At 67.7% G+C, this 13,806-nt stretch carries 17 protein-coding genes; 5 read left to right on the top strand and 12 right to left on the bottom strand.

Features of this window, described 5'->3' with window-relative positions:
* Nucleotides 1–10 precede the first annotated feature (10 nt).
* Nucleotides 11–1,381, top strand: coding sequence for a glucose-6-phosphate dehydrogenase (locus GO591_RS03105; protein WP_157155470.1), 1,371 nt, complete (start codon nt 11–13; stop codon nt 1,379–1,381).
* On the opposite strand, the gene ftsX is transcribed toward GO591_RS03105, so the two are convergent.
* From ftsX to prfB, 3 genes are read right to left on the bottom strand one after another with little or no spacing between them, the layout of a single operon-like run.
* On the bottom strand, nt 1,371–2,288 hold the full coding sequence (gene ftsX / locus GO591_RS03100; protein ID WP_157155469.1) for a permease-like cell division protein FtsX: 918 nt from the start codon (nt 2,286–2,288) through the stop codon (nt 1,371–1,373). The genes GO591_RS03105 and ftsX overlap by 11 nt on opposite strands.
* On the bottom strand, nt 2,285–3,100 hold the full coding sequence (gene ftsE / locus GO591_RS03095) for a cell division ATP-binding protein FtsE (RefSeq protein ID WP_157155468.1): 816 nt from the start codon (nt 3,098–3,100) through the stop codon (nt 2,285–2,287). The genes ftsX and ftsE overlap by 4 nt, the downstream gene beginning before the upstream one ends.
* Before the next feature lie 50 nt (nt 3,101–3,150).
* Nucleotides 3,151–4,257, bottom strand: a complete 1,107-nt coding sequence (prfB, locus tag GO591_RS03090; RefSeq protein WP_157155467.1) for a peptide chain release factor 2 — start codon at nt 4,255–4,257, stop codon at nt 3,151–3,153.
* Between the two features lie 69 nt (nt 4,258–4,326).
* Here prfB and GO591_RS03085 point away from each other — a divergent pair, with 69 nt between their 5' ends.
* The 3 genes from GO591_RS03085 to GO591_RS03075 all read left to right on the top strand — a co-directional run bounded on the left by GO591_RS03085 (nt 4,327) and on the right by GO591_RS03075 (nt 7,624).
* The gene (locus GO591_RS03085; protein WP_157155466.1) at nt 4,327–5,556 is read left to right on the top strand and encodes an MFS transporter; all 1,230 of its coding nucleotides are present in this window, start codon (nt 4,327–4,329) and stop codon (nt 5,554–5,556) included.
* 75 nt (nt 5,557–5,631) lie between these two features.
* A complete protein-coding gene (locus GO591_RS03080) occupies nt 5,632–6,951 on the top strand; it encodes a sensor histidine kinase (protein ID WP_157155465.1) in 1,320 nt (439 codons plus the stop codon).
* Nucleotides 6,944–7,624 (top strand): response regulator, encoded by a 681-nt coding sequence (locus GO591_RS03075; RefSeq protein WP_198295535.1) that lies wholly within the window; start codon nt 6,944–6,946, stop codon nt 7,622–7,624. The genes GO591_RS03080 and GO591_RS03075 overlap by 8 nt, the downstream gene beginning before the upstream one ends.
* A gap of 7 nt (nt 7,625–7,631) precedes the next feature.
* Here the strand turns inward: GO591_RS03075 and GO591_RS03070 are convergent, their stop codons facing one another.
* The 7 genes from GO591_RS03070 to GO591_RS03045 are packed head-to-tail and all read right to left on the bottom strand — an operon-like array spanning nt 7,632 to nt 11,166.
* Nucleotides 7,632–8,162: a dihydrofolate reductase family protein gene (locus GO591_RS03070; RefSeq protein ID WP_157155464.1), complete on the bottom strand. Its 531-nt coding sequence runs from the start codon at nt 8,160–8,162 to the stop codon at nt 7,632–7,634.
* 29 nt (nt 8,163–8,191) lie between these two features.
* Nucleotides 8,192–8,752, bottom strand: a complete 561-nt coding sequence (locus GO591_RS03065; RefSeq protein ID WP_157155463.1) for a dihydrofolate reductase family protein — start codon at nt 8,750–8,752, stop codon at nt 8,192–8,194.
* 54 nt (nt 8,753–8,806) lie between these two features.
* Complete coding sequence (locus tag GO591_RS03060) at nt 8,807–9,220, bottom strand: pilus assembly protein TadG-related protein (protein ID WP_157155462.1); 414 nt, start codon at nt 9,218–9,220, stop codon at nt 8,807–8,809.
* The gene (locus tag GO591_RS03055; protein WP_157155461.1) at nt 9,217–9,669 is read right to left on the bottom strand and encodes a hypothetical protein; all 453 of its coding nucleotides are present in this window, start codon (nt 9,667–9,669) and stop codon (nt 9,217–9,219) included. The genes GO591_RS03060 and GO591_RS03055 overlap by 4 nt, the downstream gene beginning before the upstream one ends.
* Nucleotides 9,644–10,054: a TadE family protein gene (locus tag GO591_RS03050; protein ID WP_157155460.1), complete on the bottom strand. Its 411-nt coding sequence runs from the start codon at nt 10,052–10,054 to the stop codon at nt 9,644–9,646. Before GO591_RS03050 ends, GO591_RS03055 begins: the two co-directional genes overlap by 26 nt.
* A 4-nt stretch (nt 10,055–10,058) precedes the next feature.
* Entirely contained in the window at nt 10,059–10,214 is a 156-nt protein-coding gene (locus tag GO591_RS15745) for a hypothetical protein (protein WP_167140229.1), read from the bottom strand.
* A gap of 16 nt (nt 10,215–10,230) precedes the next feature.
* Entirely contained in the window at nt 10,231–11,166 is a 936-nt protein-coding gene (locus tag GO591_RS03045) for a type II secretion system F family protein (RefSeq protein ID WP_157155459.1), read from the bottom strand.
* Between the two features lie 183 nt (nt 11,167–11,349).
* Between GO591_RS03045 and GO591_RS03040 the strand changes: the two genes are divergently transcribed.
* Nucleotides 11,350–11,688, top strand: coding sequence for a YciI family protein (locus GO591_RS03040; protein ID WP_157155458.1), 339 nt, complete (start codon nt 11,350–11,352; stop codon nt 11,686–11,688).
* A gap of 9 nt (nt 11,689–11,697) precedes the next feature.
* Here GO591_RS03040 and GO591_RS03035 read toward each other — a convergent pair whose 3' ends face one another.
* Nucleotides 11,698–12,561: a type II secretion system F family protein gene (locus GO591_RS03035; protein WP_232466255.1), complete on the bottom strand. Its 864-nt coding sequence runs from the start codon at nt 12,559–12,561 to the stop codon at nt 11,698–11,700.
* Nucleotides 12,558–13,793 carry a TadA family conjugal transfer-associated ATPase gene (locus GO591_RS03030; protein WP_157155457.1) on the bottom strand — a complete coding sequence of 412 codons (1,236 nt, stop codon included), beginning with the start codon at nt 13,791–13,793 and terminating at the stop codon, nt 12,558–12,560. The genes GO591_RS03035 and GO591_RS03030 overlap by 4 nt, the downstream gene beginning before the upstream one ends.
* Nucleotides 13,794–13,806 lie beyond the last annotated feature (13 nt).

The following is a 13,806-nucleotide window of genomic DNA, read 5'->3' as shown; positions in this document are numbered from 1 at the left end:
GGTGGGCAACATGGCCGACGTGTCGACGATTCTGATTCTTGGAGCGAGCGGCGACCTCACGTCCCGCCTGCTGCTGCCCGCCTTGGGCGAGCTGCTCACCATCGAAGACCAGCGCCGCGTGCGGCTGGTCGGCGCGGGCACCGATGATCGGTCGGATGAGGAGTGGCAGGGTGCCGTCCGGCAGGCATTCCAGAGTGTGGATGCCTCGGGCCCGGCCGTGCACGAACTACTCGAGAGCACCAGCTGGGTTGCCGCCGACGCGACGACCGCCGAGGGTTTGCAGGCCGCACTCGACGCCTGCGATGGAACGCCCGCGATCTATTTCGCGGTGCCACCCGCCGTGACCGAGAAGGCGGTGGAAGCCCTCCACGGCGTGACCCTGCCCGAAGGCACGGTGCTCGCCCTGGAGAAGCCCTTCGGAGTGGATGCACGCGGCGCGAGACGGCTGAACGCCCTTGCCCTACGACTCGTGCCCGAAGACCAGGTGCACCGAATCGATCACTTCCTCGGCCGGTCGACGGTGCAGAACCTGCTCGGGCTGCGCTTCGCGAACCGGATCCTCGAGCCGGTCTGGAACGCGGAGCACATCGAACGAGTCGATCTGGTCTACGACGAACAGCTCAGCCTCGAGGGTCGCGCCAGCTACTACGACCGCGCCGGAGCACTGGTCGACATGATCCAGAGTCACCTGTTGCAGGTGCTCGCCCTGTTCGCGATGGAACCGCCGTCGACTACGGATGCCGCAGACCTGCGCGACGCGAAAGGCCTGGTGCTGCGAGCGACCCGCGTCTGGGACGACGATCCCGGCAACGCCAGCCGCCGCGCGCGCTACACCGCGGGCAGCATCGCCGACCGCGACATCCCGAACTACGTCGACGAGCACGGCGTGAACCCGGAGAACGACACCGAGACCCTCGCCGCGCTGACCGTGCAGGTGGACACCTGGCGCTGGGCGGGCGTGCCGTTCACGCTGCGATCGGGCAAGGCCCTCGCGGCCCGGCGACGGGAGATCGTGGTGACCTTCAAACCGGCGGCGAGAGTGCCCGCGGGGCTGCGCGGAGACCCGAAGCCGACGGTGCTGCGGATCTTCCTCGCGCCGGACGAGTTGTCGCTGGAACTGACCATGAACGGGCCGGGCGACCCGACCGTGCTGGACCGCGTGCCGCTGACCGCCAAGTTCGGGGCGGGACGACTGCCCGCCTACGGCGAAGTGCTCGCCGGCATCCTCGACTCGGACGCGTCACTGTCGGTGCGCGGCGACACCGCCGAGCAGTGCTGGCGAATAGTCGAACCGGTTCTTGACGCCTGGCGGCAGAACCAGGTGCCGCTCGAGACGTACCCGGCCGGGTCTCACGGCCCGGCGGACTGGCCTAGACCTTGAGGTAGCGCCGGATGGCAAAGCTCGACGACAGCGCGGCCAGCAGGATGCCGAGGCCGAGCAGCACCGGAACCACGAGCAGCGCATCGCTGAGTCCGACGAACGAGGTCGTCGTCGACAGCGAGCCTCCGAGGTAGCCCTGCACGAACACCTGCACGATCACGACGATCGCCCCACTGGCGAGGATCGAGCCGACCAGCGCGGCGAACACTCCCTCGAGCACGAACGGGGTCTGGATGAAGCCGTTCGAGGCACCGACCAGGCGCATGATGCCGAGCTCACGGCGACGGGAGAAGGCGCTCAAGCGGATGGTGGTGGCGATCAGCAGCACGGCTGCGACCAGCATCAGCGCGGCGATTCCGACCGCGGTGATCGACGCCGCGTTCAGGATCGCGAAGATGCCGTCGAGGTAGGAGCGCTGGTCCTCGACGCTTTCGACGCCGGGCATGCTGGAGAGGCTCTCGACGAGAATGTCGGATTGCGTCGGGTCGATCAGGTTCACCCAGAACGTCTCGTTGAAGAATGCGGGCTCGACGAGGTCGACCACCGGGCTGCCGGCGAACTGGTCCTGGAAGTTCGCGAACGCCTGGTCGCGGTTCTCGAACTCGAAGCGTTCGATGTAGGGCGCGAGGGTGTCGGATTCGAGCGCGGCCTCGACCGCCGCGACCTGCTCGGGCGTCGCCTCGGTGAGCGTACAGCTGCCGGCATTCGACACTTCGGTGCAGAGGTAGACCGCCACCTCGGCGCGGTCGTACCAGTAGCCCTTCATCTCGTTGATCTGCACCTGCAGCAGGATCGCCGCACCGACGAAGGTGAGTGAGATGAAGGTGACCAGCACGATCGAGATCACCATGGAGATGTTGCGGCGCAGGCCCTGGCCGACCTCGCCGAGAACGAGTCCGAGCCTCATCGGGTCGCATCCCCGTTCGGCGTGTACCCGTTGGGTGCGTACCCGTTCGGCGGGTACCCGGTGGGCGGGTACGGGGAACGGATGTCGCTGCCCGCGGCATCCATCCCGAAGCTCTGCACCGGCACCGCTTGCGTCTGGTAGCCGCCGCGACGCTCGTCGCGCACGACCTGACCACCGACCAGTTCGATGACGCGGCGCTGCATCTGGTCGACAATGCCGGCGTCGTGGGTGGCCATGATGATGGTGGTGCCGTTCTGGTTGATGCGGTCGAGCAGGGTCATGATGCCGGCGGATGTCGACGGGTCAAGGTTTCCCGTCGGCTCATCCGCAAGCAGGATCGCCGGCCTGTTGACGATCGCCCGGGCGATCGCGACGCGCTGCTGCTCACCGCCGGAGAGTTCGTGCGGCAGGCGGCTGGCCTTGCCGGCCAGGCCCACCATCTTGAGCACGTCGGGGACGGCTTCCTGGATGAAGCCCTTGCTCTTGCCGATCACCTGCAGGCTGAAGGCCACGTTGTCGAAGACGGTCTTGTTCGGCAGCAGCCGGAAGTCCTGGAACACCACGCCGAGACTGCGGCGGAAGTAGGGCACCTTGCGGTTGGCGATGGTGTTCAGCCGCTGCCCGAGCACATGGATCTGCCCCTTGGTGGGTTTCTCCTCCTTGAGCACGAGGCGCAGGAAGCTGGACTTGCCAGATCCGGATGCTCCGACGAGGAAGACGAACTCGCCCTTGAGGATCTCAAGGCTCACGTCGTTCAACGCCGGCCGAGGGTTGCCCTTATAGAGCTTGGTTACCTGATCAAACCGAATCATGACGTATCGAGCCTAAAGAGGCATCCGCGAATCAGCGCTAGCGACTCGCGTTAGTCCTTGTCCTGCTTGCGCCAGCGGATGCCCGCGGCGATGAACCCATCGATGTCACCATCGAAGACGTGGCTGGGGTTGCCGACCTCGTGGTTCGTGCGCAGGTCCTTGACCATCTGGTACGGCGCGAGCACGTAGCTGCGCATCTGGTCGCCCCAGCTGGCGGTGATGGTGCCGGCGAGTTCCTTCTTGGTCGCCGCCTCCTGCTCTTTCTGCAACAGCAGCAGGCGGGACTGCAGCACCCGCATCGCGGCGGCGCGGTTCTGGATCTGGCTCTTCTCGTTCTGCATCGACACGACAATGCCGGTCGGCAGGTGGGTGAGGCGCACCGCGGAGTCGGTGGTGTTCACCGACTGGCCGCCGGGGCCGGATGACCGGAACACGTCGACCCGGATGTCGGAGTCGGGAATGTCGGTCTGCTCGGCCTCCTCCATGAGCGGAATGACCTCGACCGCGGCGAAGCTGGTCTGCCGCTTGCCGGCGGCGCCGAACGGTGACATCCGCACCAGGCGGTGGGTGCCGGCTTCGACGCTGAGGGTGCCGAACGCGTATGGGGCATCCACCTCGAAGGTGGCGCTCTTGATGCCGGCTTCTTCGGCGTAGCTGGTGTCCATCACCGTCGCCGGGTAATTGTGCTGTTCGGCCCAGCGCAGGTACATCCGCAGCAGCATTTCGGCGAAGTCTGCGGCATCCACCCCACCGGCGCCGGCGCGGATGGTGACCACGGCGGGCCGGGCGTCGTACTCGCCGTCGAGCAGGGTCTGCACTTCGAGGTCGCCGAGGGTCTTCTGCAGGGCAGTCAGTTCGTCCTGCGCCTCCTTCGCGGAGTCCTCGTCGCCGGCTTCGTTGGCCATCTCGACGAGCACCTCGAGGTCATCGAGTCGGCGCTCGATGCCGATAATCCGGGCGAGGTCGGACTGGCGGTGGCTCAGGGCACTGGTGACCTTCTGCGCCGCCTCGGGGTCGTCCCACAGGTCGGGGGCGCCGGCCTTCTCACTGAGGTCGGCGATCTCTGCCTCGAGACGCGGCACATCGATCACCGCACGGATGTCGGTGAAGGTGGAACGCAACTGGGCGATCTGGTCGGAGATATCAAGGTCAATCATGACCGGCTAAGCCTACTCGTGCGGCCAACTCCCGATCGAGACCTTCCCGCTGACTAGGCTCGATTCGCTATGACCGCTGACGCCTCATCCTTCCGCTGGCGCGGTGTGCTGCTGTCTGCCCTTCTGCCGACACTCGTCTTCTCGATTGGCGAGGGTGCGATCCTGCCGCTGATCCCGATCGTGGCCGAGTCGCTTGGCGCCGGCCTGGCTGGTGCCGGTCTGGTGGCCTCACTCATCACGGTCGGGGCACTCACAGGCACCATTCCGGGCGGTTGGGTGGTCGGCCGGATCGGTGAGCGGGCGTCGATGATCGGCGCCGCGTTGCTCTCCGCGGTCGGTGCCGTTCTTGCGGCACTTGCACCCAACCCCGTGGTGCTCGGACTCGGCGTCGCCCTGGTCGGCGTCTCCGCCGCGGTGTTCGGACTGGCCCGGCACGCGTTCATGACGAGCTACGTGCCCATGCACTTCCGGGCGCGCGCGTTGTCGACGCTGGGCGGAACCTTCCGGCTCGGGTTCTTCATCGGCCCGTTCCTCAGCGCCGGCCTCATTCTGCTCACCGGTGACAGCCAATCGGCGTTCTGGCTGCACCTGATCGCGAGCGTTGCGGCGGCACTCATGCTGGTCTTTCTGCCAGACCCGGAGTCGACCTTTGGCAGCGCCATCGTTCACCGCGGCACCGAAGAGGCGATCGCCGAGAGTCATGGGGTGTTCCGCACGATATGGCAGCGACGCGGCGTGCTGTTCAAGCTCGGCTCCGGTTCGGCACTGATCGCAGGACTGCGGGCGAGCCGGCAGGTGATTCTGCCGCTGTGGGCGGTGAGCATCGGCCTCGAACCGGCGACCACCGCGGTCATCATCGGCATAGCGGGAGCGGTGGACTTCGCGCTGTTCTATTCCGGCGGGCAGATCATGGACCGTTTTGGCCGCACCTGGACGGCGGTGCCGTCGATGATCGGCCTCGGCGTCGGCCACCTGGTGCTCGCCTTCACCCACGACCTGTCGGCGAACAGCATCTGGTTCGTGGTCGTGGCGATCGTGCTGGCGCTGGCCAACGGAATCGGCAGCGGCATCGTCATGACCCTCGGCGCCGACCTGGCTCCGCCGGAATTCCCCGCCCCGTTCCTCGGCGCCTGGCGGTTAACCACCGAGACCGGTGGCGCCGCCGCTCCCCTGCTCATTGCCGGCATCACCGCCCTGATCTCGCTGCCGGTCGCCGCTGCCGTGATGGGCGTGCTCGGCCTGGTCGGCGCAGGAATCCTGGGTCGCTACATCCCGAGGTACGTGCCCCGAAAGCGGTGAGCGGCTCTCATCCCTTTGAATGAAATCGGCCGAACACGCCGCCTGATCGACCAGCCCGCCACCTAGGGTGGCCGCATGCAGATCACGCTGAAGCAGGTGGAGCCGTGGATCGCCCCCATCGGTGCGGGGCTGTATCTAATGCTGTGGATCAATGCCGAGCACGGCAGATGGCAGCTGAACGATTTGGTTGCCCACTCTGTGGTCTTCGCCGGCTTTGCCATTGCCCTTGCACTCGTCTTCCGCCTGCCACTGCTGTCGCTTGCGCTGGTCGTGGCAATCCCCGCGCTGCAGTTGATCGACGTACTTGAGCCGCCCTACTCGACCACGTGGCCAACCTATTTTGCTGCCGGATTCGTCGCCCTCGGCGTCGGTCTCAAGTGTCGGGGTGTTGTCCGCTACCTCGCGTTGCCCCTTGGCGCCATTGCCTCCTTGCTCATCGCACTCTGCATGACCGTTCCCACCCCGTGGTCCGCGAGTAGCTGGTCTTCGTGGACGAACCAACCAGGTGCCCCGGATATTCGTTTGCGCGACGTGATGACGCTCGGCATCGCCGCGTTCGGCCTGTACGTCGCGGCCTGGGCGATCGGAGTGGCCTGCGCCGAGGTCTGGCGACGGTCCCAGCTCGGTCAGGCGCTGGCCTCGACGACCCAGCGCTTCGACGAAACCGACTTCGAGCTGCGCCTGGCCCAGGATCGAGCCCGGATCTCCCGGGATGTCCACGACGCGCTGGCACATTCGCTCGCGGTCATCGTCTCCCAGGCGCAGGGCGCGGTCGCCCTGCAGGACGCCCGCCCGGAAGTGGCCGGCAGAGCGCTGGAGAACATCGCCTCGGTCGGCCGGTCGGCGCTGATCGATGTCAGGCGCCTGGTCGAGCGGATTCAGGATGATTCGGATGTCACCGAACCGACCGCGACCATCGCCGAACTCGATGCGATCGTGGCCGAACTCCGCGACACCGGCATGGACGTGACACTCCGCACGCTTGGTGAACCGCGCCCGATCGACCCGTCCCAGGAGCTGACCGTCTACCGCCTGGTGCAAGAGAGCCTGACCAACGCGCTCAAGCATGCGGGACCGACCAGCGAGGCGACCACCGTGCTGGATTGGCGCGGACCCGGACTCGCCATCCTGGTGACCTCCCGCGGTGAGGAGCCGTTGGTCGAGCAGGGCGACGTGCGCGGCGTGGGTGTAGACGGCATGAAAGAGCGCGCCCGGCTCGCCGGCGGCTGGCTGACTGCCGAGGCATCCGACGATGGCGCGTTCATCGTCAGCGCCTTCATCCCCACGCGCGACGCCACCGCGCCCGCATCCGAAGCACCGACAGCGCCCGCAGCGCCCGGCGCGACCACCGCGACCCGTGCGACCGACGAAACAGAGGAGCTCGCCAATGTCTGAGCCGATGATCCGCGTCGCGATCGTCGACGACCAGCCGCTGTTCTCGGCGGGCCTCGAAATGCTGATCGAAGCGCAGGCTGACATGGTCTGCGTCGGTACGGCGACCGACGGGAACCAGGCCATCGCGCTCAGCAGACGCGTCAAGCCCGACATTGTGCTGATGGATCTGCGGATGCCGGTGATGAACGGGCTGGATGCCACCCGCGCACTACTTCGGGATGCGTCCGACCAGGATGCCGACGTGGAGTCAGCGCCGCGCGTGATCGTGCTGACCACCATCAGCCGCGACGAGGTGGTCTACCGGGCGCTGCAGGCGGGGGCCAGCGCCTTCCTGACCAAAGACGCGACGCCGAACAGGGTGCTCACCACGATCCGCGAGGCCCACGCCGGGCAACTGGTGCCGGACGCTTCGGCCACTCTGGGCCTCATCCACGATTTCACCGGCAGCACGGGTGAGGATCCGGAGGAGCTCCTCCGCCGGCTCACTCCGCGTGAGCGCGAGGTCTGCTTACTCATCGCCAGCGGGCTGAGCAACGCGGAGATCGCGGATGCCACGTACTTGAGCGAGGCGACCGTGAAGACCCACGTGAGGGCGATCCTGCACAAGCTCGATCTGCGCAGCCGAGTGCAGGTGGTCGTCTTCGCCTACGAGAACAACCTGGTGTCGGCATGACCGGCGGTCAGACGACCGGAGCCAACTGATACCGCAGCTCGATTGACCCGTTCTCGAACGTCGTCGTGCCGGTCAGCGTGACGGGTGCGGTCGGTCGGGTCAGCGGCAAGAGGCTCTTCCCGGATCCGATCAGCACCGGAACCACCGTCAGCAGCAGCTCGTCGAGAAGGCCACGCTCGGCAAACTGCGCGGCGACCTTGCCGCCACCCATCAGCCAGACGTTCCTGTCGCCGGCCGCAGCCTCAGCGGCTACCTCTCCAACGTCACCGGAGTGGAATCGGATGTCCGCGCCGGGCGCCACGGGCAGCTCCCGACTCGTCAGCACCCAGACCGGCAGGCTGTAGCCCCACTCCCCCTCGCGCAGGAGGTACTCGTAAGTGGAGGAACCCATGACGATCGCGCCGACTTCGGCGTAGAACTCGTCGTAGCGTGCCTGGTACAGGTCGAAGCCGAACTGCAGCAGCCAGTCGAGCCGGTCAGCTTCATCGGCGATGAAGCCATCGATCGAGGACGCCACGTAGTACTGCGTTATGCCCATCCGGTCACGTTAATCAGGAGGTACGACATTCATCGTTTCGGGCGGTAGGTCCGCCCGAAGCTACGTGGACTGTCCTCGTAGATCTCAACCAACTCCCAGTCGACCCGTCGCCCGCCGGGGACATCGAAGATGCGGATCCCGTCGCCGAGGAACACCGGGGCGACGAAGACCTGCAGTTCGTCGATCAGGTCATGTTCGAGCGCCTGTCGGGCGATGTCAGCGCTGATGATCTGCACGTCCCTGTCCCCAGCAAGATCCTGAGCGCGACGGATTGCCTCCACGATGTCGCAGTTCAGCGCGACGATGGTCGGGTCGTCAGCAATCTCTTCCGGTCGGTGAGTCAGGATGAATTCGACCCCGGACCAGGCGCCGCCGTATGCCTCGGCGGTCGTCTCGTCACGCTGCCCCTGCTGCGCCTTTGCGGCGTCGTAACCGGCCCGCCCGGAGATGATCACCGCGACATCTCCAGCCATTCGTTCCACGGTGCCCGCGGCCAGCGGTTCCGCGGCGGACATCCAGCTCATGTCGTGACCCGGCCCGGCGATGAAACCGTCGATCGAGCATGTGAATCCCCAGGCGACCTTGCCCATCTGTCCTCCTCGTCGGACGTGCAATCACAATTATCAGGCGGCATCCCTACCCGGTTACCCGAACACCGAACGGGCGGTCGCGGTCACCTCGATGCGCAGGCCGTCTGGGACGAACACGGTCAGCACCGGCGGCCGCCAGTAGGACGACAGCGTCACCCGCGCGCTCACTCCATCCGGACTGTCCGCATTCTCGACCGCCAAGCCGGTGAGATCGGATGGCGCGGACGCGAGGAACCCCGAGACTGCCGCCGCGACATCCGGACCTTGCAGCTGCGGTCGGCCCTCGGCCAGGTCGGTGAGCGGGAACGCCTCGGCACCGGCCAGCGCCGCGCCGTCGGCCAGGGTGAACAGGCGTTTGCGTTCCAGGTACAGGGCGGTCGCTGCGGTCACCAGCAGCACCAGGATCAGCGCGAGCACCGCGTAGAAGATGATCAGCGGCAGGGTGGAGCCTCGCTCGTCGCGGATCATCGCCCACTCCAGAATCGGGACACCTGCTGGGTGGCGGCCGCGTCCACCGGCACCCGCAGCGGCACATGGGCATCGATCGCGGCAGGCACCAGCGGGAGCGGTACGGACACCGAGACCGACACAGTGACGCTTCCCCGCCGGGTCAGGCATTCGGCGGGCTTCGGCGAACAGCCGATCTGCACGCTCGCCTGTTCGCGTTCAATGCCGTGGTCGGCCAGCGCGAACAGCACCGCCCGTTCGGCTGCGGCCTCGGCATCCGCCGGCGTTGTCGATTGCACGTACACCCGCGCGGCGTGCCGGGCAGCGCCCTCGGCGGCGAGCGCCCCGGCCTGCAGCGCGGCGAGGGTGATCACGAGATAGACGAGCGGCACCAGCAGCAGCACGCCCACGGTGATGAACTCGAGCGAGGCGGACCCGCGCTCGTCAGTCCACGGCTTCAATCGCCGCATGCCCGGTCACCTCCAGGGCGCCGTCGATGCCGACCAGGCCGATGAGCGGCAACGGTGCGCGCACGGTGACAATCGCGGCCGGATGACCGAGGTAGCGACCCTCGCTGGCACTGATGTCGACCGCGTAGCCGGCCCCGAGCGCCGTATCGATCAGGTCCCGGGTGCGGTCGGCGCCGTCTCCCAATGCGGTGTCGGCGAGCGCCGCATACCGCGCCCCCTCGGCGGCGGCGTCGAGCACCGTGTTCCGCACGTGCAATGCGAGGCCGAGCTGGATGACCGAGAGCGTCAGCACGGTGAGCAGCGCGGCCACCATGGCGAACTCTGCGGGCGTCGACCCGCGGGCGTCGCGCCAGTCGGGCTCAACCCGCCGGTCGGGCCGAGACATTCGCTCAGAATCCGGTGACGCGTTCGATCGCCTGCTCGAACACGCTGGCAAGCGCCGGGCCGGCGAGCGCCCAGATCACGATCACGAGCCCGGCAGTCATCAAGGTGATCAGCACCCAGCCGGGCACATCACCGCGTTCGTCGCTCAGGGGGCGGATCATGGATGTCTCCAATCGGTCAGAATCCCAGTTGCAGCACGGCGATTCCCGGATAAATGGCAAACGCCACGGTGACCGGCAGGATGAGGAACACGACCGGGACGAGCATCGCCACCTCCTTCTTGCCCGCGGTTTCCAGCAGCTCGCGCTTCGATTCGTCCCGGGCGTCGCGGGCTTGCGCGCGGAGCACTTCGGCCAGCGGAGTGCCCCGGTCGAGCGCCCCGGTCATCTGTTCGACGACCCGGATCAGCGGCGGGAAGCGCAACTGGTCGCCCATGGTGCGCAGCGCTTCGGCTATCGGCACACCGGTGTTCACCTCCGCGAGCACCCGACCGAACTCGGCGGCCAGTTCGCCGCGACTCACCCGGGCGACCCTGTGCAGGGCATCGAGCACGCCCTCCCCCGCCGACAGGCTCAGGGTCAGGAACTCGAGGGTTGTCGGCAATTCACTGCGGAGCCTCGCGAGCCGCCGGTCCGCTGCTCGGCGCAGCAGCTGGTCGCGGGTGAGCACCCCGCTAGCGGCGGCCAGAGCGATGATCGCCGCCGAGACTGGCGGCGCGACATGCGTCTGGGCGGCCAGGGCGGCGAGCGCGATGCCACTTCCGGCACCGCCGACCAACCAGGCCAGTTGCCGCGAGCGGTATCCCTCGACGCTGAGTGGCGAGGCGGATTGCCGCAGCCGCGTCTCGATCAGTTCGGTTCCGCCGAGGACCGAGGACAGCAGACGGCGTCCCGCGCTGGCGACCGGGGCGAGCAGCATCCCGAACACGGGCAACGGGTCTGCGGTGCGGCGGATCACTCGCTGCCGCGCTCCCTCGGAGACGTCGACGAGGTATGGCGCGACACGGTCGATCAGCCGCGGCCGGCCGATCCGCGGCATCACCGACACCACCAACCAGAGGCCAAGGCCCAAGCCGAGTCCGCAGAGCAGCGCCCAGCCGTACATGCCGCTCATTGCGCGCCCCTCACCAGGCAGCCCTCATCGGAACCTGCCGGGTACCTCGGGCGCCGCACTCACGCGCACATCATGAACGAGAACGGCGACTGACCGTGAAAGTTATCCACATGCTCGCGAACCAGCAGTGGTTTTGCGAAGAATTCGTTGCCAACCGCCATGCGAGCGCGGCAGCATCGAGAAATGACCAAGTACCTGATCTCTTTCCCGAGCGAAGCCATGGTGCTCACTGACGAGGAATTCCCGATCGTCGTCGCCGAATCCCACGCCGTGATCGAGGAGACGAAGGCCGCTGGCGTGTACGTGTTCGGGGGCGGAATCGAGGAGCGAGTCGATCCCGTGCTCGTGTCCGCCGACGGGTCGGTGACCACCGAGACCTACCCCGGTGTGGAGATCAAGGGCGGGTTCACTGTGCTGGAGCTTCCGACGCGCGAGGACGCGATCGAGTGGGCAAGGAAGATCGCGGTCGCCTGCCGTTGCTCGCAGGAACTCCGCGAGTTCGGTTACGACCCTCAAAGCTAGAGCGACCGCTCAGCCGAACCAGCGGCGCTCCTCGGGAAGTTGGCCGAGCCCGAGCATGATCCGGTACGCGACGACCGTCAGGCCCAGACCGCCGATCACGAGGAGCACCCCCGCGGTGCTGTTGTACGCGGCCGCCGCCTCCGGCCGGGTGGACAACAATACGAGCACGACCCACGGCGCGGCGACTCCGAGCCGGGCAGCATTCCGGATCCAGGACTGCCGAGCCTCCACCTCGGCGCGAATGGCCGTCTCCTCGCGCAGGTAGCCGGACAGGCCGCGCAGCACCGACACCAGTTCGGTGCCGCCGACCTCGCGCGACATCCGCAGGGTTTCAAGGATGCGGTCGGCGATCGGGTCGGCGAGGCGATCCTTGAGCCGATTGATGCAGCCGGCGTAGTCGCCGGTGGCGCGATGATCCGCTTCGAACGCGGCGAACGCGGGGCGGGTGAGCGTCGGCCCCGCGGTCGCCAGCGTGGCGAGCGCTTCCGGCAGTGGCATCCCGGATCGCACCGCGGAGACGAGTTGGTCCACCACATCCGGCCACACCACTCGGGTGGCGCGGCGAGCGGCGCGGGCTCGCCAGTTCACGACCAGCGCAGGCACGCAGCATCCGACCAATCCGGCCGCGACTGCCAGCACCAGTACCGGCACGACGGCGAAAACGCCCGCAGCGACGGCGAGGCCGACGATCGCGGAGACCACGAGGAACACGGGCACACCGACCTGCGGCAGGCCGGCGAGTGCCAGCCGAGCGCGGAACGCGCGAACCGCAGGGCGGGGCATCCGGTTCCCGGCGCGGTTCGGCCAGAGGAACGGGGATGCCACCAGCAGCAGTCCGACGCCGGCGAGCACACCGAGCGCCGCGGCCGTCACAGCGCCTCACCGAGCACGGCGGTGAGGTCATACCCGGCGGCCTCGAACCGCTGCCGCTTCATCGGGTACGAGCCGGTGGCGGTGAGCACGCCACGGTCGAGGGCGAAGATGGTTCCCGCTTCGATGACCGAGCCGGTGACCTGTCCGCTCGGCGCAAGGATCTCGGTGACCCGGCGACGCCCGTCGCGCACCAGTTCGCAGTGCACCACGATGTCGATGCAGCCGGCGACGGTCGGAATGACGAAGCCGCCGTCGATGTTCCGGCCGGCGAGCAGCGGCAGGGTGCACAGCTTGGCGAGCGCATCGCGGGCGCTGTTGGCGTGGATCGAACACATGCCGGGAAGGCCGCTGTTCAACGCGATCAGCAGGTCGAGGGACTCAGCCTCGCGTACCTCGCCCACTACGAGCCGGTCCGGGCGCATCCGGAGCGATTCCTTGATCAGTCGGCGCAGGCTGATCTCGCCAGTTCCCTCGAGGCTTGGCGCCCGGCACTGCAGGGCGACCACGTCCCGGGTCGCCGGGTCGAGTTCGAAGGTCTCCTCGACCGTGACCAGCCGTTCGCTCGGCCGGGCCGCCGACAGCAGCGCGCCGAGCAGCGTCGTCTTGCCGCTCTGCGTCGCGCCGGAGACGAGGATGTTCTGTCCGCTGAGCACGCACATGCGCAGGAATTCGGCGGCCTGCCGGGTGAGCGAACCGAGTTCGACCAGACGGTGCAGGTCGCGGATGCGCTGGCTGAACTTGCGCACGTTGACGGCCCAGTGCGCCCGAGTCACGTCGGGGATGGCGACGTGCAGCCGGGACCCGTCCGGTAATGAGGCATCCACGAAGGGCGACGAAACATCGACCCGACGGCCGGTGCTGTGCAGCATCCGCTCGACCAGGTCGCGCACCTCCTGGTCGGTGAAGGTTAGCCCGGTCAGCTCGGAGACGCCGTTGCGCGCAATGAACACCGCGCTCGGGCCGTTGATCCAGATCTCCTCGACCTCGGCGTCGTCGAAGTAGGGCTGCAGCGGACCGTAGCCGGTGAGCGTTGCCAGAATCTGGCGGGTGGTCTCGTGCTCGTCGGCGATCAGTGGCAGCGAACCGCCCAGCGCCCGTTCGCTGTAGCGGCGCACCTCGTCGGTGACGTAGCGGTCGGCCAGATGGCGGTCTCGGCCCAGGTCGACGCCGTCGCGGCGCACGCGGGCGCGCACCTCATCGGCGATGATCGCAACGGCACTGCTCACCGGCACATCATGGACGGGC

It is taken from the genome of Diaminobutyricimonas sp. LJ205 (assembly GCF_009755725.1).
Taxonomy (GTDB): Bacteria; Actinomycetota; Actinomycetes; order Actinomycetales; family Microbacteriaceae; genus Ruicaihuangia.
This window is presented reverse-complemented; position numbering and strand designations above follow the sequence as displayed.